This is a genomic window from Domibacillus sp. F004 (assembly GCF_057814295.1).
The window spans coordinates 346,245-364,450 of the sequence record NZ_JBVATB010000003.1; the positions used below are offsets into that span (position 1 = coordinate 346,245).

An 18,206-nucleotide genomic window follows, 5' to 3' on the forward strand; every position below is an offset into this window, starting at 1 on the left:
ATGCTGAATATGAAATAGGAACTTACACTTTTGTTTTAATTTGAAAAAAAAAGAGCCTTCAATAAATGTTGACGGCTCTTTAAATTCTCGAATATTGAATTTTTTTACGTCATATTTCCATCATACATGCTCCTGATTCAAAACGCTCTCCAAATAAGAAGCCCTGTTCATCTGTATAATCAATAAGTATCTCCTCATTCAAATAGCGCTTGGTGAACGGATCAATTCGAATACGAAGACCATTACCTCCAAAAATAAGATCATGTCGCCGCGGTTCATCAAAAATAATAGAAAGATTGACCGCTAATCCGCATCCTCCAGCTAGAGTGGCATCAATTCGTGGATCTATCTCTTTATTCGAAACGGATGCTTTTAATTTATTCGCTGCTGCCTCCGTTAACGATATAAGCATGTTTCTTCCTCCTTCAAAGAGCCATATATAGACGATTCATTACTCTTTTAAATAACGCAAGATCGGCTGTCTTGCCGCTTTTACTTCATCTAATCGTCCGATGATTGTTGTATGCGGCGCCTCTAATACAAGTTCCGGACTATCTTCTACTTCTTTGGCGATCTGAATCATGGCCTCCGCAAAAGCATCCATCGTTTCTTTTGACTCGGTTTCAGTCGGTTCGATCATCATGCATTCGTCTACGTTTAACGGGAAATAAATAGTTGGCGGATGATAGCCGAAATCAAGAAGCCGTTTTGCCATATCAAGTGTTCTGACACCTAGCTTTTTCTGTCTGGATCCCGATAAAACAAATTCATGCTTACAATATTGTGAATACGGTGACTCAAAATAAGGCTCCAGCTTTTTACGCAAATAATTGGCGTGAAGGACGGCGCTTTCAGATACTTGACGCAGTCCAACAGGTCCCATTGTGCGAATATACGTATACGCTCGTACAAGAATACCGAAATTTCCATAATATCCTTTCACACGGCCGATGGATAAAGAGTATTGACTATTTAATACGTATTGGTCGTTTTCTTTCTCGATACGGGGCACAGGCAAATACGGAATCAATTTCTTTTTCACACCGACGGGCCCTGCGCCAGGACCGCCTCCGCCATGAGGCGTTGTAAATGTTTTGTGAAGATTTAAATGGACGATGTCAAAGCCCATTTTCCCCGGTGTCGTTTTCCCTAAAATGGCGTTCGCATTGGCCCCATCATAATACAGCAAGCCGCCTGCTTCATGAACCACTTTCGCAATGCCAACAATGTCTTTTTCAAATAACCCGAGTGTGTTTGGATTTGTCAGCATTAAAGCCGCTGTATCCTGATCGACATGCTTTTTTAATTCTGCCAGATCCACTAAACCCTCTTTATTTGAAGGAATGGTTACGGTTTTAAACCCTGCCACCGTAGCACTTGCAGGATTTGTTCCATGTGCAGAGTCCGGTACAAGGACTTTAGTTCGTTTTTCGCCTTTTTGTGCAAAGTAAGCTTTAACCATCATGAGCCCGGTCCATTCTCCTTGTGCACCTGCTGAAGGCTGTAATGTCACGGCATCCATGCCCGTAATTTCAGCTAAATCTTCTTGCAGCTCATATAAAAGCCTGAGCGCTCCCTGCGCCGTTTCAACAGGCTGATAGGGATGAATCCGGCTAAATCCTTCAATGCGCGCTACATCTTCATTAATTTTCGGATTGTACTTCATCGTACACGAACCGAGTGGATAAAAGCCGTTATCGATGCCATGGTTTTTATTCGAAAGGGCTGTGTAATGACGAATAAGCTGAAGCTCTGACACTTCCGGAAGTTCCGCTGCTATATCTCTTATTAAATGAGCAGGCAGCTTATCCTGTAAATCAACTCTGTTAACATCACTTTCCGGAAGACTTGATCCAATTCTCCCTGGGCGGCTTATTTCAAAAATCAAGTCATTGTACTCAGCCATTGATCATCGCCTCCAACACCTTTACAAATTGCTCCATTTCTTCTTTTGTCCGCTGCTCCGTTACCGCAATAAGCATGTGGTTTTCAAATCCATAGTCATTTCCTAAATCGAATCCACCGATCATTCCTGCCTCCAACAGTTTTTCATTGATTTCTTTGATGGGGAGCGGACACTCTACAATGAATTCATTAAAGAACGGCGCTTTGTTTTTCACGTTAAAGCCTTTCTTTTGAAGACATTTAGCCATATAATCCGCTTTTTCAATGTTGAGCTGTGCCATCTGACGGATTCCATTTTTACCGAGTGATGCCATGCAAACAGCCGAAGCAAGCGCATTTAACGCCTGGTTTGAACAAATGTTAGAGGATGCTTTATCACGGCGAATATGCTGTTCACGCGCTTGCAATGTTAAAACAAACCCTCGTTTTCCACGGTCATCCGTCGTTTGTCCGACAATCCGTCCGGGTACTTTACGCATCATTTTTTTCTTCACCGCGAAATAGCCGCAATGCGGGCCGCCAAAAGACATGGGGATGCCGAGCGGCTGCATGTCCCCAATGACGATATCCGCCCCTAGTTTACCCGGTGCCTCCAAAAGCGCTAATGCGAGCGGATTAGCACTTACGACAAAAAGTACACCTTTTTCTTCTGCTATTTTTTTGATTTTCGTTAAATCTTCAATAGAACCGAAAAAGTTTGGATATTGCACAATAACAGCCGCTGTATCTTGATCTATTTGTTCTTGCAGCTTTTCAATATTTGTCACATCTCCATCCAGCGCAGCTTCCTCAACGGTATATTCCAGGCCATTTGATACAGTTTTTAAAATCGCTCTCGATTCCGGATGCACCGATTTAGATACAATCACTTTTGATCGTCTCGTTGACGTAACAGCAAGTGATGCCGCTTCTGCCAGTGAAGTAGGACCATCGTACATCGAAGAATTGGCCACATCCATGCCTGTCAGTTCACAAACCATCGTTTGAAATTCAAAAATAGCTTGTAATTCTCCCTGGCTGATTTCCGGCTGATAAGGTGTGTACGCCGTATAAAATTCAGACCGTGAAATGACATGATTAACGACACTTGGAATGTAATGATCATATGTGCCGGCACCGAGAAAAATAGGATAGTGATTCGCCTGTTTATTTTGTGATGATAGCTGATGCATTTTTTTGATAAGAAGCGGTTCTGGTACGGCATCCGGAATGTTTAGCTCACCTTCTAAACGGATTTCTTTTGGTACATCTTCAAATAGTTCATCTACTGAAGATATGTTTAATAGAGCGAGCATCTCTTCTTGATCTTGTTTTGTGTCTGGTAAGTATCGATAAGTGGACGTCATTTTATCGTTCCCCTTCTCTTTTGTAGAATGGCGTTTTGACAACATGGGCATCCACTTTCTTGTTGCGAATTTCCACTTTTAGCGGTGTCCCTTCTTTAGTATGTTCCGATTTGATTAAGGCAAGACCAAGGTTCTTCTTTAAAGTCGGTGAATGTGTTCCCGATGTCATCAAGCCAATCTCCTCTTCCGTTTCGGAAAATACTTTATACCCGTGACGTGGAATACCTCTTCCTGTCACTTCAATCCCGATTATTTTTCTTGTTAACCCGTCTTCTTTTTGTTTGATAAGAGCTGATTTGCCGATAAAATCACTTTCTTTGTTCGTTTTTACAGCAAAGCCGATTCCTGCTTCTAACGGACTGATGTTGCGTGTAAGCTCTTGACCGTACAGGGCAAGGCGCGCTTCTAAGCGAAGGGTATCACGCGCCCCAAGTCCGCATTGCTGTAAGCCTTCTGCTTTTCCGGCTTCTAGAAGGATCTCCCATAGTTTTTCCGCATCATTTGCGTTTAAATAAAGTTCAAAACCGTCTTCACCTGTATAGCCGGTCCGGGAAACAAGAACGTTTTCTACATCGTTCACATGGACATTTTGCGCTATTTGGAAAAAGCCAATTTCTGATAATCGAATGTCCGTTACAGTTTGTAATATGGCTTCTGCTTTAGGTCCCTGAATCGCAATCAAAGCAATATCACTTGATCTATCTTCAAGCTTGACCTTTCCTTTTACATGCTGCTTCATCCATTCGAAATCTTTTTCCGTATTCGCTGCGTTAATGACAAGCAAATATTTTTCGTTTGCTAATTTGTAAATAAGCAGATCATCAATCGTTCCGCCATTCGGATCACACATTGCCGTATACTGGGCCTGATTGATCTGAAGCTTTGTCACATCATTTGTAACGAGATGATTCAAATAATGTTCCGCATCTTTTCCTTCGACAAGAACTTCTCCCATGTGAGATACATCAAAAAGTCCCGCTTTCGTCCGAACAGCTTCATGCTCTTTAATAATGCCTGTAAACTGGACCGGCAATGCCCAACCGCCAAAATCAATCACTTTCGCTCCGTTTTTTTTGCATATGTCAAATAGCGGTGTTCTCTTTAATTCTGTTTCCTTACTCATTCTGCACCCCCATTTAAGATTTCCCCTTTGCTTCTTAATTTCACCTATTATATCTTTTCATTCTTACTGGCTTTTTACTCACAAAAAAAAGGACATAGAAAGGCGAGCTATCTCCCTTTATATATCCTTTTACTTGAGATTTTAACCTTGTATTGATGCCAAACTTTTTACAAAAAGCTCTTATAATGACGTGTTGTCATCAATATGAAAAAATAAATACTTGATAGCCGGTGTATACGCAGGCGAACTCGTGTAACTCCAATGACGATTCCGGCTGTTGTTCGTATGAGCGTTCACATAAGGCACGCCGCCATGCATGCTCGTCACAATCGTTGAATGGTCCATTCTTCCATCTCCCGTAAAATCATAAAAAATAACATCTCCTGGCTTCAGCTGATCAGGCGATGATACTTTTTTTGCCTTTAATCCTTGCTTAGAGCCTTCCAAATACCACCTCAATGAATGAGAGACACTCCAGCTGAAACTCCACGTACCTCCACCGATCCACCATCCCTTTTCCCGATGAGGATATCCACGCTGAGGCGCCCCGCCTGCCAGTAAACATTGCGATATATAACTGGTACAGTCAACTTCAAAATGCGGAAATGCCGGGTTGTAGCTGTTCCACCATTGCTGTGCGTACGCAACTGCTTTTTCTCTATTGTACAAATGTCACGCCTCCTTTTTACATTGTATGCAAAAAAGAGCATAGAAAAACCGGGCTGATTAATCAGTCCGGTTTTGTTCATTCATTTTGTAACTCACAACGTTTTTAAGATGAAATCTCAATTCATCTCAAATTAAACCGCCGCGGTTCTATTCCACATCGTCGTTTATGATGTACCTAAACGACCTAAGCCCTGCCTTCTCTTAGATCCTTGTGGCTCCGAAGCCACTCCAGTGTGAATAAGTTTTACCAACACTAGCAGAATGCCAAATTTTCTTATATGAAACGTTCTAAGTTACGATCTTCATGAAAAATTTATTTTATCATACATCTCAATTTATGTCAACTTTATAAACGTTTTGAAAACTGTGTTGCACGATGAGCATCTTTAAGACCGTATTTTTACGGAACGGAAACCACTTGTTTTCAATCTATTTATTTCACTTCAAATGGGACTGCTAGTGTGGTGCCTTCTGATTCGTACATTAATTCGATCTGCAGCCCTTTTACTAAATAGTAAAGCCCTGGTGCAAGATCCGCTGTGTCGATCTCCCCGCTTTTTGTTTCACCTGGTGGAAGCCGACTGTATCCGTATGGTTCCTGGCTTATTTCACCCGCATGGATATTGACCCACTCCTGTCCATTCCACCGGTTTATGATGTTTTCCGCCTTCACTTCGAGCACAGCCGGTCCCCAGTTTTACACTGTCCAATGGAGGAAGTCTTCCCCCTGATCAGCTGCCAGTTTCGCGTTAATATCCGCTTGTTTGTAAGGCACATACAAGCGAAATTGATTTGTTTCAAGCGTTTCAAACGTTTGATCATCCTATACATGCATCGTCATCCGGTAGACAATATTTTCTTCGTGTGGCAGGCGCAAAAACACTTGTTTTCGTTCAGCTGTCCGTTTTTCATCGATTTTCGTATACATGTTCATTTCTCGATCATAGGCTTCAAGTTCCAGCTGAATGACTGTCTGTTCCGGAATCTTTGACAATATGACAGAAGCAAGTGCGCCTGGCTCATGAATTAAACTAGGCGGATGATAAAACAACCCGTTAAAACGCTCTTTTTCCTCAATTAGCTCGATTTCATCCAATGCGGAAATGCTCCAGTATGGAAACGCCGGATCCAATGGCTTTGCTGCCTCTAGACTACCCGATTGATCAAAAAATGGAAAAGCCGCAACCGCTTCTTTATACTTCTCTTCTACACTCACTTCTTCTCTTGCACCACAGCCCGCAATGAGAATGAGTGCGGCAACTCCGATTAGCCATACTCTTTTTTTCATCAAAGCCACCCCCATTCCCCCATCATAGCATCGCAATATGAGAGTTTACTGAGAAAAACTCTATTTCAGTCCAGAACCTTGCCGCTTGTTTTTTCCACATCTTCTGAACAATCGGATCTCTCTTTATTTTTTCTGTTTAAAATTCCCCATTTCGGAAATAATAAAAGTATGAGATAATAGATAAGATTGACAACTATATTCGGGGGTGACGTTATGTCTTATTACAGCAAAAATCGTGCCGAACCACTGCCAAACGTTGATATTGAAACGTGGGAGTGTACAAAGGACGACTGTAATGGCTGGATGAGAAAGAATTTTTCCGAAGATGATTCGCCTTCGTGCCCATTTTGTGGAAGTAACATGGAAACCGGGAACCGTCTTACGAATTCCTTGCAAAATAATACATTTCGTAAATCAGCTGAAGCCGAATAAAATGAACAAAAAAGCAGATTTCCTTGGTGAAATCTGCTTTTTTACTTACTTGATTCCTTTTTTAAATCGTAATGATGGATTCAAGAAAGAACCAAATAATCATAATTAATTGAATGACAACTTTTGCGAGTGTACCGCTCAAAAATGCAACAAGTGTTGCGTAGGCAGCAAGAAAAGCTGTCTTTACGTTTTTTTGAATAATGAGTTCTACAAGAAGAACCGCCACAAACGGGACAATTAAAATTCCAAATGGCGGGATAATAAATGAACCTGCGATAATCGCCACGACCGCTGTCCATTCTCCCCATTTTGATCCGCCGTACTTTTTTACAAAATAGCTGTTTGCCAGGAAATCCGCGGCAAAAATAAGCACAGTGAATAAGAGCATCGCGATCCAGAAAACAACCGATAGCTCTTCTTGACTGATGCCAAAATAATAAAGAGCAAATCCCGCCCACAAGACGAGTACTGATGGGACAATTGGAAAGATAAATCCAATAAAGCTGACGATAAATAATAAAATAATTCCGGTCCATACTAAAATAGCCACCCATAGCCACCTCTTCTCTGATATGATAACATTGTACCATTATGTGAAAGAATAGGAAGTGATTGAAATTGATTAAAATTGACATGCCGAAAGCCGACTTCACTTTAATAAGAAAACGAAATGTAGACGATACGAGTGAAGCGGCTATTGCTAAAGAATATGGCTTTACAGATTATCATAAAATTCCACGAGACAAAGCGGGTATTTTTATGTTTTACGATGTAAGTGACAACTTGATGTTTGTCGGAAAAGCTCGAAAACTTCGCATGCGAATTCGGAAACATTTTGAAGATAATGTTTCCGACATTAAAAATCACCGTGACGATGTTTATAAAATTGTCGTCTGCCTTGTTGATAATCCGATGGAACGTGAGATTTATGAAACGTATATTATTAATACGCTCGAAGCAAAATATAATACAGAAAAAGCATTTTTCAGATCGTGATCTTATCCCCCGGCTATATAAGCCGGGCTTTTTTTATTAGCATCGATCATCACTTCAGCCTATACTATCGACAATCGTATAAGGTTATAAGAACTTTTGTCGAAACCATTTCTTTCTTTATTTTCATCACGTATACTAGTCCATAATATACTTCTAGCCTTTTGAATACGCTTATTTTGGAGGATCTAAAGAATGGATACCCATGATCACTTTTATGAATTAATGATTCAAATAAAAATGGTGCGCCAGTTAATGATTTCAACTGGGACGGCAAAGGGACTCGGTCATATTGAGACGATTAAACATAGCCAACATTTGGACAAACTAATGAATCAGTTTCAATCGAACCAATTTCAATTGAAAAGCAAATGTTAATTTTCTCGTTTATGGGCAGGAATTCGTAAATTTCATAAAAAAAAACGGCTGGATAAAATCCGCCGTGTCGTTCATTTATTTTCATTACTCTAAACCCTTTTCTTTTAATGCTTCCTTCTGTTTTCTTGCTTTTTTGCTGACATACGTATTTTTCCATACAGCGTATAAGTTAATACCTAATGCTACCGCTGCACCACAAAGCATAACAAATGCATCGATACTCTTCATTGTAAACCAGTCAAAAGAAACATCAATTGCTGCCAAAAATAAGAATAATGAAGTCAGGAAGCCGCCCAATAAAGTAGCAATATCTCGTTTCATCCGCATCTCCTCCCTTCCATTACTTATTTTATACATATGTATGTACGGCTCTTAAAATGTTTACAGAAAACCTGTTTACACAAAAAAAATCAGTCCCTATAAGGAACTGATTTAGAAAGTTAGATTAGACAAGCCGCCCTTGCCGTATGTATTACATAAGAAAGTTTTAAACCACCACTCCTCAAAGTGGGTGTTCGCAAAAACGTTCTTGCTTGTCCTCCTTGTCGTATCGACAGAGGCCTGTCATTTCCGTTTTTATATAAAACTCCCTATTACAGCTTAAAGGTTAAAACTTAATTATTGATTACGTACAACGCAGCTTGTATTTGTATATTACTTCATTCATTCCGATAAATCAACAGCAATGATTTCCTCTTTACCTTATTAACGGTAACGTTCTTCTTTAAATGGGTTCGCTGTCATGGAGTAGCCCATCTCTTCCCAAAATCCTGCCTCATCTTCTTTCATGAACTGAATACCTGATGCCCATTTCGATCCTTTCCATAAATAGAAAGAAGCCGGTGGTATAAAGCGCAGAGGGTAACCATGTTTTGGTGTAATGTCTTGCCAATCATGGGTCTTATCTTTCCACCGGTAAACAAATAACGCGTCATCTCTAAGCAGCGCATCCAGCGGCAAATTGGCTGTATAGCCAAACCGATCACCGTTATAATACCCGTATATTTTCACATATTTTACGTCTTCATTGAGTTCAACTAAATCGATTACATCACGCAGCGCTATTCCTTCAAACGTATTGCCGAATTTCGACCATGTCGTGACGCAGTGCATGTCTATTGCCGAAATTGTTTTTGGCAGCTTCATCATATCAGAAAATGACAGTGTAATATCTTCCTTCACTTCACCAAATAATTTGAAGTTCCATGTTTCTTCATTGAAATTGTACACATCTCCTTGATGCAGAATCGGCCAATTCTCAGTTTCAAATTGACCAGGGGGCAGCTGATTTTTCATTATGTTCATCCTTTCATACGGCATAGTAGCGAGTTCTTTTATTAAACACCATACCCACTTCTTCGGCAATCAAGTCCTTTCATTTTGTCCCACGACAAATTCCTGCTACACTAATACCACTCATTATTCTATAGAAAGAAGTGTTCCAAACAATGTCTATCCACTATTCCGTTCTCGATCTCGCACCGATTACTGTAGGCGGGACGGCGGCGGAGTCTTTCCGTCACTCAGCCGATCTTGCACAGCATGCTGAAAAGTGGGGGTATAATCGCTATTGGCTCGCCGAACATCATAGTATGCCTGGCATTGCAAGCTCGGCTACGGCTGTCGTGATCGGTCACATTGCCGCCGCCACAAAAACGATTCGTGTGGGATCCGGGGGCATTATGCTGCCCAATCACGCGCCGCTCATTATCGCCGAGCAATTTGGCACACTGGAATCTCTTTTCCCAGGACGTATTGACCTTGGTCTTGGCCGTGCACCCGGCACCGATCAAGTGACGATGCAGGCATTAAGACGCCAAAACCAGAGTGATGGTCATGATTTTCCAGAGCAGCTGAATGAGCTTCGCAATTATTTTAAAACAGAGCAGAAAAAGGTGCGTGCTATCCCTGGAGAAGGGCTAAATATTCCGATCTGGCTGCTCGGTTCAAGTGGATTCAGTGCCCGCCTTGCGGGGGATCTTGGCTTGCCATTTTCATTTGCAAGCCATTTTTCACCCGATAATACGCTGCCAGCTCTTGCCCTCTACCGTCGTCATTTTAATCCTTCTGGCGTCATTGACAAACCGTATGCGATGCTTGGTGTCAATGTGATCGCCGCAGATACAGATGAAGAAGCGAAAAAACTCGCAACTTCGATGCAGCAGCAATTTTTAAACTTAATCCGCAACCATACGGTACCGCTTCAGCCGCCTGTTGAGAACATGGACGAACTATGGAATGATTTTGAAAAAGCAGCGCTTCAACAGCAGCTTGGTGCGTCCATTATCGGCGGACCAGAGACAGTAAAGCAAAAACTCGAGACATTTATCGAAGACACAGAAGCAGACGAAATTATGGTGAATGCGCAAATATTTGACCATAATGCTCGTTTACGCTCATTTGAAATTGTCGCCGACTTAATGAAATAGGCAAAAGAGAGCTGTCTTAATCATGGAGACGGCTCTCTTTCCAACCTATAATTAAGCTATCTTTATTCCTCTTCTAAATATGAACAGCAATAATCTACTACTGTATGTACCTTATTTATTTTCACTTTATTACAAATTGAAAAGGCACCCAATTGGATGCCTCGAAAATTCATTAACTGTGTATGTCAAACGTAATATTTTGATTGCGATAGTCAATATTTGCGACACTGAAAAAGCGCTCCTCTGCTTCATGCGCATCTGGTGTTTCAAATTTGTAATACGTCTTCTTTCTGTCTTTTCGATCGATCAAATAACGATCCGATACCATGTTATAAAAAGCGGATGAATCCCCGCACTTAATGTGGAAGTGAGTGCCTTCACCGATTTTTAACTCTTCCTCGAACAATTCGCCTTGTTTCCATTCACCGGATCCATTTCGATAAACACATTTCATTTTGTTCGTTTTCACTGTCAGCACTCCTTCCTTGTTTGATTGTTTATTCCCTCATTTTCTAAAAATAAACACCTTAATTGGTACAGACTTTCACATTATATTCTTCAAACCACTGATTCATCTGCACAAAGTAAGCAAGCAGCTGCGGTCCCGTCATCAGCTGGCCAAACCATGGCACTTGAAACGAGGCCCCTCCTGAATCGGTGATCTCTTGTAAGGAGGATCGGGAAAAAAATTCAAGCAACGGCGAATCTTTGGCAAGAATGTCATTCATCATCCCGCTGACCAGTTTCGTATAGCCCGGATGATGGGTTTTCGGATACGGACTTTTCTTCCGGTACAACACGTCTCCCGGCAGCGAACCGTCAAGTGCCTTCCGTAAAATCCCTTTTTCACGCCCGTCTGCCATCTTCATCTCCCACGGAATATTCCATGCATACTCAACGATCCGATGATCTGCAAATGGCACCCGCACTTCAAGGCCTGCCCCCATGCTCATCCGGTCTTTCCGCTCAAGAAGAGCTGTCATAAACGACACCATATTTATATAAAACATTTCCCTTCGGCGTCGTTCAAGCTCACTCTCTCCATCCAAATGGGGCGTTTCACCGATAAGGTCGCTGTATCGCTGTTCCCCATACTCTTCTAATGGAAGGATGTTCCGCCATTTTTCATTTAGCAGCAGCGTCTTATCGGCTAACGACTGAATCCACGGAAAACCATGGCCATTCAACAAAGCCGCTCGGTGAAACCATGGATACCCGCCGAAAATTTCATCAGCACACTCCCCTGACAACCCGACTGTAAAATCATGTTTAATTTCTTCACAAAACCATAATAAAGAAGAATCCACGTCCGCCATTCCCGGCGCATCACGGGCAGTCATCGCTTCCTTAAGTTTACCTGCAAGCTCGTCATATTCAATGATCGATGAATGATGAATCGATCCGATATGTTTTTGCATTTTATCAATCCACAACCGATCTTCACTTGGCTGAAAGACACTTTTCTTAAAGTATCGGCTGTTTTCTGCATATTCAATCGAATACGTGTGAAGAGAGCCTCGTCCGTTTTTTTGAAAATAATCTGCTGCAAACGCGCTAATCGCGCTTGAATCAACACCACCGGATAAAAAGGTACAAACAGGTACATCCGCTGTCAGCTGACGCTCAACGGCATCTTTCAATAAAAATCGTACTTGTTCCGCTGTTTCATTCATCGAATGGAGATGCTTCTTGCTTTCCACGTTCCAGTATCGCCATATGCGGCATCCAGTCCGATTCAGCGTAAGCGCATGGGCCGGGCGCAGTTCACGGATCCCTTTAAAAATCCCGTGTCCCGGTGTCCGTCCCGGTCCGAGCGTAAACAATTCCATGAGCCCTTCACGATCAATTTCTGCCTTTACATGACGATGTGCCAGAAGCGCCTTTATTTCCGATCCAAACAAAAAAGAATCGCTCCATTCGGTATAAAAGAGGGGCTTTACACCAAGCCGGTCTCTCGCCATAAACAGCTCTTGCTGATTTTCATCCCATACACCGAATGCAAAAATCCCATTTAAACGATCTACACACTTTTCACGCCATTCAATAAAGGCCGTCAGCAGCACTTCTGTATCGGAATGTCCTTGAAACGTATATCCCTTTTTCAGCAGCTCCTGTCTGATTTCTTCTGTATTATACAGCTCACCATTATACACAATTGTGTACGGACCGCATGTCATTGGCTGCCTGCCACCTGCTGGATCGACAACAACGAGCCGTGTGTGACCGAATGCTGCATGATGGGTTGCCCATACGCGAAAGTCATCCGGACCACGCTTTTTAAGTGTCGCTGCCATCGTTTTAAGCGTCTCTTGCTCATTCCTCATATCGCGTGAAAAATCTACCCATCCCGTTATTCCGCACATGTAGATCACCCTTTCCTGCATTAATGTATTCAGACAGAAAGTGAATCATTCCAAGTGAATCTTGACGGATTACATGTGAATTTTATTATGTAGCTAATGAGTCAAACAGTGTGGTAAGCGTGGAGGGAATAGATGATTTTGAAATCGTTAAAGGGAAGTTTCGAGCTTTGCAGAATATTAATGATTAAAAATGTATTTACAATTCTTAAATCATATAGAAAGAATTTTTCTGATTTTTTAAATTGATTATGGTTTATAAAGGAGTAAGAGGTGAGCGTTAATGGTTCAAAGTGAAATTACCCCTCAAGAAATGTACGAGCTTATTTGTAAGACTGAATTCCCTAAAGCCCTGTCCTATAATGCGAGAGATGGAAGCCAATTATTTTTCAGGCATTTCCCCGCCAATTCAAATAGGGTAGTAATTTTGCTACATGGTATAGCTGAAGATGGGAAATATCTCTTTCGTGTTGCTGAGTACGTATCTTCAAAAAATCTAGCACAAGTTTACACCCCTGATTTAAGGGGTTATGGTATGTACCCTAAACGTAGAGGGGATGTTGACTACATTGGTCAAATAGATGATGATTTGGCGGATCTAATGAATTGGATTAGGAAAGATAATCCCAATACTAAGATTATTCTTGCAGGACATTCCTTTGGAGGTGCATCAGTGCTTCGTTTTGCAGGGAGTCAATATTCCTAATCAGGTTGATGCTTATCTTTTCTTAGCACCCTTCATTCACCCTAATGCTCCAACTATAAGAAAAAGCGACAAAGGCGGACATACAAAAGTATCTTTGTTTAAACTTATCCTTCTTTCATTATTTGACCAACTGGGGATTCGCCGATTCCATCATTGGGAGGTCTTAACTGTAAATAAACCTGTCGAAACACATCATGGTAGTGAAACTTTAAATATAAGTTATCGTTTGGCGATGTCCCGAATTCCACAAAAATATCAACAATATTTAGAATACATAACACAACCGACATTGGTTCTTTTTCGCTAATATAGCGTTTATAGACGTATCTCATATCTCAAGCTGTTAACTCACTTTAGCCACTCTCTTCGCTCTTCTGTCATTTGTTTAATTCTTCAACCTGATTGACTGTGATAATGTAATTTTCATGAAACTTTTCCCATTCACCTTTTGGAAAGTCTATATAATGACCATTCAATAAAGCACTCAACATATCGAGGCATATATGCCATCCTGCCAAATCTTTTGGTGTATGTTCATTTAGTGTGCTAATCCATTCTTTTAATACGACTAAACAACCACCGGATTCGAGGGATAACTCGAAACGAACCCAGCCGTCACCCCATTCGTATTCTAGGACAGAATATTCTTTGAAGTCTCTTATCTCTATATCAAAAGATGAACCAGTCCCATCATTCATATTAAATTTTATGATACCTTCTTTTTGAAGCTCCTCCAATTCAAGATTCGGCATCCATTTTTCTAACTTATCATTTTCTGTTAAAGCAGCCCAAACCTTCTCGACTGAATGATTTAGCAGACGTTCAAAGCGAGCGATATGGCCACCTTCACCTTTTTCTATTACAGCGAGCATACATTATTCCTCCTCATTCAAAATAAATAATAAGATCATTTTATTGATACCCGTTGTTCTGATAAATGCAAGCCCATTATGGCTGATTTCGGATATGAATATGATTGATTGAAAAACAGTCATACGGCATCTTCAACGATTTCTGCCTTGATAAGCAAAAACCTTCACTGCTCCTCTATCTGAACATTATAAAGCGCTGATAAAAGCACAAAGCTGTGGTCAATGAATGCCAGACAAAACGTTTCATCGAGGATGATCTTGTTTCTTCGGTCTATCGTTACATGCTCCATATCGGCAATAATGTTTCTTAATTTCCGCTCCGATCTGAATGCACTCACATCCCCACCACTATGGACCAGACAGTTCCGAATCCTATTTGTGTTTTGGATGAATTTCCACGCCGATGTATCAATCGGAAATTCTACGTTCAACTCGGTTATTAAATAATCTCTCGCTTTATTAATCATCGATTTCCGGCTGCTGCTTCTATCACGAAAACTTCTTCCTGATTCCGTAGGATGACAGAGCGCCACCAATTTACTTTCTACAAAAGAGTACATGCTCGTTAGAAGCGACCGCCTTAAAATATTGGGGAAATCACTGCGGTAAAGGCTAACATCATTTATATGCCAATCCCAAAAACCTTCTTGATCCTCCTCATCGAATTCTCCTGCCATTTTTTCATACTTGCCGGCCTCACTTCTTAGTGAGCTTTCTATAAATTCAGCATATTGTTGGAACTGATTTAAAGGATGCTCAACATCAAAAAAATACTGTAGTTTGCCGGGCGTCATTCTCTCTATCCCGTTCCCCTCCTTTGAAACATACATTTGAACTTTTCCGCCATTCCGCTCTGTGTCTCCACCACCTAAAAACCAGTAAATATATTATTCAAGTATATTCGTTAAACATTGACATAACACTAGTATGAAAATATAGCGACTAAAAAAACGGTATATAAAGCATTTCCCCAAGTGAGCGACAACAGAAAGACCGACCATATCACTCAGCCGGTCTTTCTCTTATTCTACTGATTAAAATGTTTTCAAAGAAGCATTCGGCACGAAACCAATGACATTAGAGCCAGATTGAATAAGAGTCCAGCCGCCAACTTGATAACCTATTGTTACTTTCTCGTTCTTTTTAAGAGTACCTACTTGAGCATACGTTTCAGACGGTCCTTTTTTCACAGGAAGGGATTCAGCATTTACATACATCTCTCCACTAAACGGAATCGTTGGATTATTAATCCGAAGATTGTAGTCAATTGCTCTTGCTAAAAATACCGCAAAATCTGCCCGGATAATGCTTAAATGTCTTCCGAAAGTACCATTACTGGTACCTTGAGCAATTCCTCTTGATGTCAGAGCTCTTTCAGCTCCCGACGCTGTATTTCCATAACTGTACTCGAACGCTCTGCTGATCATAAGAGCCATTTCGCCGCGTGTTACGTTTTCATATGGCTTAAATGTACCGCCTTTATAGCCCGATAAAATCTTCTTGTCTGCAGCAGATTGAATGTACCCTGATGCAAACATATTAGCACTGACATCTTTAAAAGAAGTCCCTCGTTTTGTACCATCAAGGTTTAAAGCACGGCCAATCATAGCAGCTGCTTCAGCACGTGTTACTTGCTGACTTGGATTAAAATTCCCTTTAAGATCCCCATTCGTAATTTCTCCTTGTGCCAAGTATGTGATTTCCTTATATGCACGGTAGGAGGAGCTAATATCATTAAATAAGGTTCCCGAACTGCTTCCTTCTTTCACAACATATGCCTCTTTACTTTCAACACCAGTCGCTGACACAGATGTAATTCCATACATATATACTTTGTTTGAATTTACTGTCTTGTCTAAAAATACCGTATTACCTTTCATATTATAGACAACATCGACTATGTTTCGTGGATCTTGATACGAACCTTCTTTGTTTCCTTCAAAACGATAAATCACATATTTTCTCGGTTGTGTACTATTTTGATCCTTAATTTCGAGCTTCATACCCGCCGCATCCTTGTTTACTTGTACGGATGTCGGCTTTAAAGGTTGAGCAGCGTTTTTCCAAGAAGCTGCTGGAGTTACAGCTGTATAATTATAAAGTTGCTGCTTAAGAACCGTGGCATAACCGAGCGAATTGTTTTGTATGCTTTTTAAGGAAAAGTGCATTTGACCTTTCGCTGTTTTGTCCGCTCTGTTAGCGATCACTTGATTCGGCAGCTCCATTTTATTGTTCCATGTTTTATCGGAGTCATGACCGACTTTATAATCCGCTAAACCAATATAGAGATTAACAGGATGTGCTTTAGCATACGTTTGTACTTCATGGCTCCACCAGTTTAATAAAGTATGATACTTCGCAGCTGATAAATTTTTAGACCAGTAAATTTGTGGAGTAATGTAATCAATGGTACCGTCTTTCATCCACTGTCTTGTGTCTGCATATAAATCATCGTAATTATTTACACCGGCTTGTGTATCACTTCCAGTCGGATCGAGCGATTTATTACGCCAAACACCGAATGGCGAAATCCCAAATTGAACATGCGATTTAGTCGTTTTAATTGTTGAATATAAATTTCCAACAAGCTGATTTACATTATTTCGACGCCAGTCTTCAATTTTTTTAAAAGACGTTCCGTGTTTTTTGAATGCCGCTTGATCGGGGAATGCCTCATTCTTTATTTTATAAGGATAAAAGTAATCATCCATATGAACAGCGTCAATATCATAATTAGCTACTAATTCTTTCACTGTAGAAATTAAATAGTTTTGCACTTCAGGAAGACCGGGATTCAAATAATATTGCTGCCCGTATTTAACTACCCAGTCAGGGTTTGTACGAGCGGCATTATTAGGCGCAAGACTTGTTAATGTTTGTCCTGGCATCGTTACTCGATAAGGGTTTACCCATGCATGCAGCTCCATACCGCGGTTATGCGCTTCTTCCGTCATGATTAAGAGAGGATCGTACCCTGGGTTTGTTCCCTGTTTCCCCCCTGTTATATACGATGACCATGGAGCCAGCTTTGATGGATACAAAGCATCATTTGTTGGTTTCACTTGATAAATAACCGCATTGAATTTATTGGCTTTCAATTGATTCAATGTTTGACGCACCCAGGCTGTATACTCGGCTTTATTCATTCCGGCTTTCATATCGATATTTTGAACGGTCGCAATCCAAGCTGCGCGCATTTCATTTTTAGGAGGGATCGTGCTCGCTCCTTTAGCTGGCAATGGCAAAATGGAAATCAATAAAACGAGTGTCATCACTGCTGACACAATCAACCTAAACATATCCTTTTTCTTCATATGTAAAAATACGCTCCTTGATTCATTTATTCTTAAAGCCATGTTTTTCCGATTTAAATTTATTGTCTATAATAGATCCTTTTACTGATTTAAAATCCCCCCTCCAATATATGGGTCTATTATAACATATTTCAAGATTTCATTATATGACTCTAGCAATATTGGAAAAGAAAGTAACCAAGCTTTTTGGATGAACATTCCCCACGTTGTGCACTCACATTTTCTTGATGCGGTTCCTTATAAGGCGTTCCAATAATAGCAAGTTCCCTTTAATGGGAATCGTCCTCAAACAATGCTAAAACCGCTGTGAGGGGCCAATCTCAAGTCTTTTTTATGCTTTTATCGAATGCAGAGGAAAGCACACTCTATATAAAAAGGAGACATTTCGTTC

The 18,206-nt window shown here is 40.8% G+C and carries 21 protein-coding genes and 1 other RNA gene; 6 read left to right on the forward strand and 16 right to left on the reverse strand.

Features of this window, described 5'->3' with window-relative positions; translation table 11 throughout:
• Positions 1 to 109 precede the first annotated feature (109 nt).
• The 7 genes from ACZYRN_RS10300 to ACZYRN_RS10330 form a co-directional block, all read right to left on the reverse strand.
• Positions 110 to 412, reverse strand: a complete 303-nt coding sequence (locus ACZYRN_RS10300) for an iron-sulfur cluster biosynthesis family protein (protein WP_488911472.1) — start codon at positions 410 to 412, stop codon at positions 110 to 112.
• Positions 413 to 451: 39 nt separating this feature from the next.
• Positions 452 to 1,906, reverse strand: coding sequence for an aminomethyl-transferring glycine dehydrogenase subunit GcvPB (gcvPB, locus tag ACZYRN_RS10305; RefSeq protein WP_488911474.1), 1,455 nt, complete (start codon positions 1,904 to 1,906; stop codon positions 452 to 454).
• Entirely contained in the window at positions 1,899 to 3,251 is a 1,353-nt protein-coding gene (gene gcvPA, locus ACZYRN_RS10310) for an aminomethyl-transferring glycine dehydrogenase subunit GcvPA (RefSeq protein ID WP_488911476.1), read from the reverse strand. The genes gcvPB and gcvPA overlap by 8 nt, the downstream gene beginning before the upstream one ends.
• A gap of 1 nt (position 3,252) precedes the next feature.
• Positions 3,253 to 4,374 carry a glycine cleavage system aminomethyltransferase GcvT gene (gene gcvT, locus ACZYRN_RS10315; protein ID WP_488911477.1) on the reverse strand — a complete coding sequence of 374 codons (1,122 nt, stop codon included), beginning with the start codon at positions 4,372 to 4,374 and terminating at the stop codon, positions 3,253 to 3,255.
• Between the two features lie 180 nt (positions 4,375 to 4,554).
• Positions 4,555 to 5,043: an amidase domain-containing protein gene (locus ACZYRN_RS10320; RefSeq protein WP_488911479.1), complete on the reverse strand. Its 489-nt coding sequence runs from the start codon at positions 5,041 to 5,043 to the stop codon at positions 4,555 to 4,557.
• Between the two features lie 433 nt (positions 5,044 to 5,476).
• Positions 5,477 to 5,725, reverse strand: a complete 249-nt coding sequence (locus ACZYRN_RS10325) for a hypothetical protein (RefSeq protein WP_488911480.1) — start codon at positions 5,723 to 5,725, stop codon at positions 5,477 to 5,479.
• Between the two features lie 141 nt (positions 5,726 to 5,866).
• Complete coding sequence (locus tag ACZYRN_RS10330; RefSeq protein WP_488911482.1) at positions 5,867 to 6,331, reverse strand: hypothetical protein; 465 nt, start codon at positions 6,329 to 6,331, stop codon at positions 5,867 to 5,869.
• 213 nt (positions 6,332 to 6,544) lie between these two features.
• Here ACZYRN_RS10330 and ACZYRN_RS10335 point away from each other — a divergent pair, with 213 nt between their 5' ends.
• Positions 6,545 to 6,763 (forward strand): cold-shock protein, encoded by a 219-nt coding sequence (locus ACZYRN_RS10335; RefSeq protein ID WP_488911484.1) that lies wholly within the window; start codon positions 6,545 to 6,547, stop codon positions 6,761 to 6,763.
• A 61-nt stretch (positions 6,764 to 6,824) separates the two neighbouring features.
• Here ACZYRN_RS10335 and ACZYRN_RS10340 read toward each other — a convergent pair whose 3' ends face one another.
• Complete coding sequence (locus ACZYRN_RS10340) at positions 6,825 to 7,313, reverse strand: DUF456 domain-containing protein (protein WP_488911486.1); 489 nt, start codon at positions 7,311 to 7,313, stop codon at positions 6,825 to 6,827.
• A 68-nt stretch (positions 7,314 to 7,381) separates the two neighbouring features.
• Here ACZYRN_RS10340 and ACZYRN_RS10345 point away from each other — a divergent pair, with 68 nt between their 5' ends.
• Together ACZYRN_RS10345 and ACZYRN_RS10350 are read left to right on the forward strand one after the other, a co-directional pair.
• Positions 7,382 to 7,759: a nucleotide excision repair endonuclease gene (locus ACZYRN_RS10345; protein ID WP_488911488.1), complete on the forward strand. Its 378-nt coding sequence runs from the start codon at positions 7,382 to 7,384 to the stop codon at positions 7,757 to 7,759.
• Between the two features lie 192 nt (positions 7,760 to 7,951).
• Positions 7,952 to 8,134, forward strand: a complete 183-nt coding sequence (locus tag ACZYRN_RS10350) for an aspartyl-phosphate phosphatase Spo0E family protein (RefSeq protein ID WP_488911490.1) — start codon at positions 7,952 to 7,954, stop codon at positions 8,132 to 8,134.
• Positions 8,135 to 8,218: 84 nt separating this feature from the next.
• On the opposite strand, the gene ACZYRN_RS10355 is transcribed toward ACZYRN_RS10350, so the two are convergent.
• The 3 genes from ACZYRN_RS10355 to ACZYRN_RS10365 form a co-directional block, all read right to left on the reverse strand.
• A complete protein-coding gene (locus ACZYRN_RS10355; RefSeq protein ID WP_488911491.1) occupies positions 8,219 to 8,455 on the reverse strand; it encodes a phage holin in 237 nt (78 codons plus the stop codon).
• A 126-nt stretch (positions 8,456 to 8,581) separates the two neighbouring features.
• Positions 8,582 to 8,780: non-coding RNA, 6S RNA (ssrS, locus tag ACZYRN_RS10360), on the reverse strand.
• Positions 8,781 to 8,839: 59 nt separating this feature from the next.
• Positions 8,840 to 9,430 carry a molybdopterin-dependent oxidoreductase gene (locus ACZYRN_RS10365; protein WP_488911492.1) on the reverse strand — a complete coding sequence of 197 codons (591 nt, stop codon included), beginning with the start codon at positions 9,428 to 9,430 and terminating at the stop codon, positions 8,840 to 8,842.
• A 152-nt stretch (positions 9,431 to 9,582) separates the two neighbouring features.
• Here ACZYRN_RS10365 and ACZYRN_RS10370 point away from each other — a divergent pair, with 152 nt between their 5' ends.
• Positions 9,583 to 10,563 (forward strand): LLM class flavin-dependent oxidoreductase, encoded by a 981-nt coding sequence (locus tag ACZYRN_RS10370; RefSeq protein WP_488911493.1) that lies wholly within the window; start codon positions 9,583 to 9,585, stop codon positions 10,561 to 10,563.
• Between the two features lie 172 nt (positions 10,564 to 10,735).
• Here the strand turns inward: ACZYRN_RS10370 and ACZYRN_RS10375 are convergent, their stop codons facing one another.
• On the reverse strand, positions 10,736 to 11,032 hold the full coding sequence (locus tag ACZYRN_RS10375) for a hypothetical protein (RefSeq protein WP_488911494.1): 297 nt from the start codon (positions 11,030 to 11,032) through the stop codon (positions 10,736 to 10,738).
• A gap of 58 nt (positions 11,033 to 11,090) precedes the next feature.
• Complete coding sequence (gene asnB / locus ACZYRN_RS10380; protein WP_488911495.1) at positions 11,091 to 12,926, reverse strand: asparagine synthase (glutamine-hydrolyzing); 1,836 nt, start codon at positions 12,924 to 12,926, stop codon at positions 11,091 to 11,093.
• Positions 12,927 to 13,206: 280 nt separating this feature from the next.
• Between asnB and ACZYRN_RS10385 the strand changes: the two genes are divergently transcribed.
• A complete protein-coding gene (locus ACZYRN_RS10385; protein ID WP_488911496.1) occupies positions 13,207 to 13,629 on the forward strand; it encodes an alpha/beta hydrolase in 423 nt (140 codons plus the stop codon).
• Complete coding sequence (locus tag ACZYRN_RS10390; RefSeq protein ID WP_488911497.1) at positions 13,583 to 13,936, forward strand: hypothetical protein; 354 nt, start codon at positions 13,583 to 13,585, stop codon at positions 13,934 to 13,936. The genes ACZYRN_RS10385 and ACZYRN_RS10390 overlap by 47 nt, the downstream gene beginning before the upstream one ends.
• A gap of 70 nt (positions 13,937 to 14,006) precedes the next feature.
• Here the strand turns inward: ACZYRN_RS10390 and ACZYRN_RS10395 are convergent, their stop codons facing one another.
• From ACZYRN_RS10395 to ACZYRN_RS10405, 3 genes are all read right to left on the reverse strand, one after another.
• A complete protein-coding gene (locus ACZYRN_RS10395; protein ID WP_488911498.1) occupies positions 14,007 to 14,501 on the reverse strand; it encodes an SRPBCC family protein in 495 nt (164 codons plus the stop codon).
• Between the two features lie 164 nt (positions 14,502 to 14,665).
• Positions 14,666 to 15,295 (reverse strand): hypothetical protein, encoded by a 630-nt coding sequence (locus ACZYRN_RS10400; protein ID WP_488911499.1) that lies wholly within the window; start codon positions 15,293 to 15,295, stop codon positions 14,666 to 14,668.
• A gap of 240 nt (positions 15,296 to 15,535) precedes the next feature.
• On the reverse strand, positions 15,536 to 17,800 hold the full coding sequence (locus ACZYRN_RS10405; protein ID WP_488911500.1) for a family 10 glycosylhydrolase: 2,265 nt from the start codon (positions 17,798 to 17,800) through the stop codon (positions 15,536 to 15,538).
• Between the last annotated feature and the right edge of the window lie 406 nt (positions 17,801 to 18,206).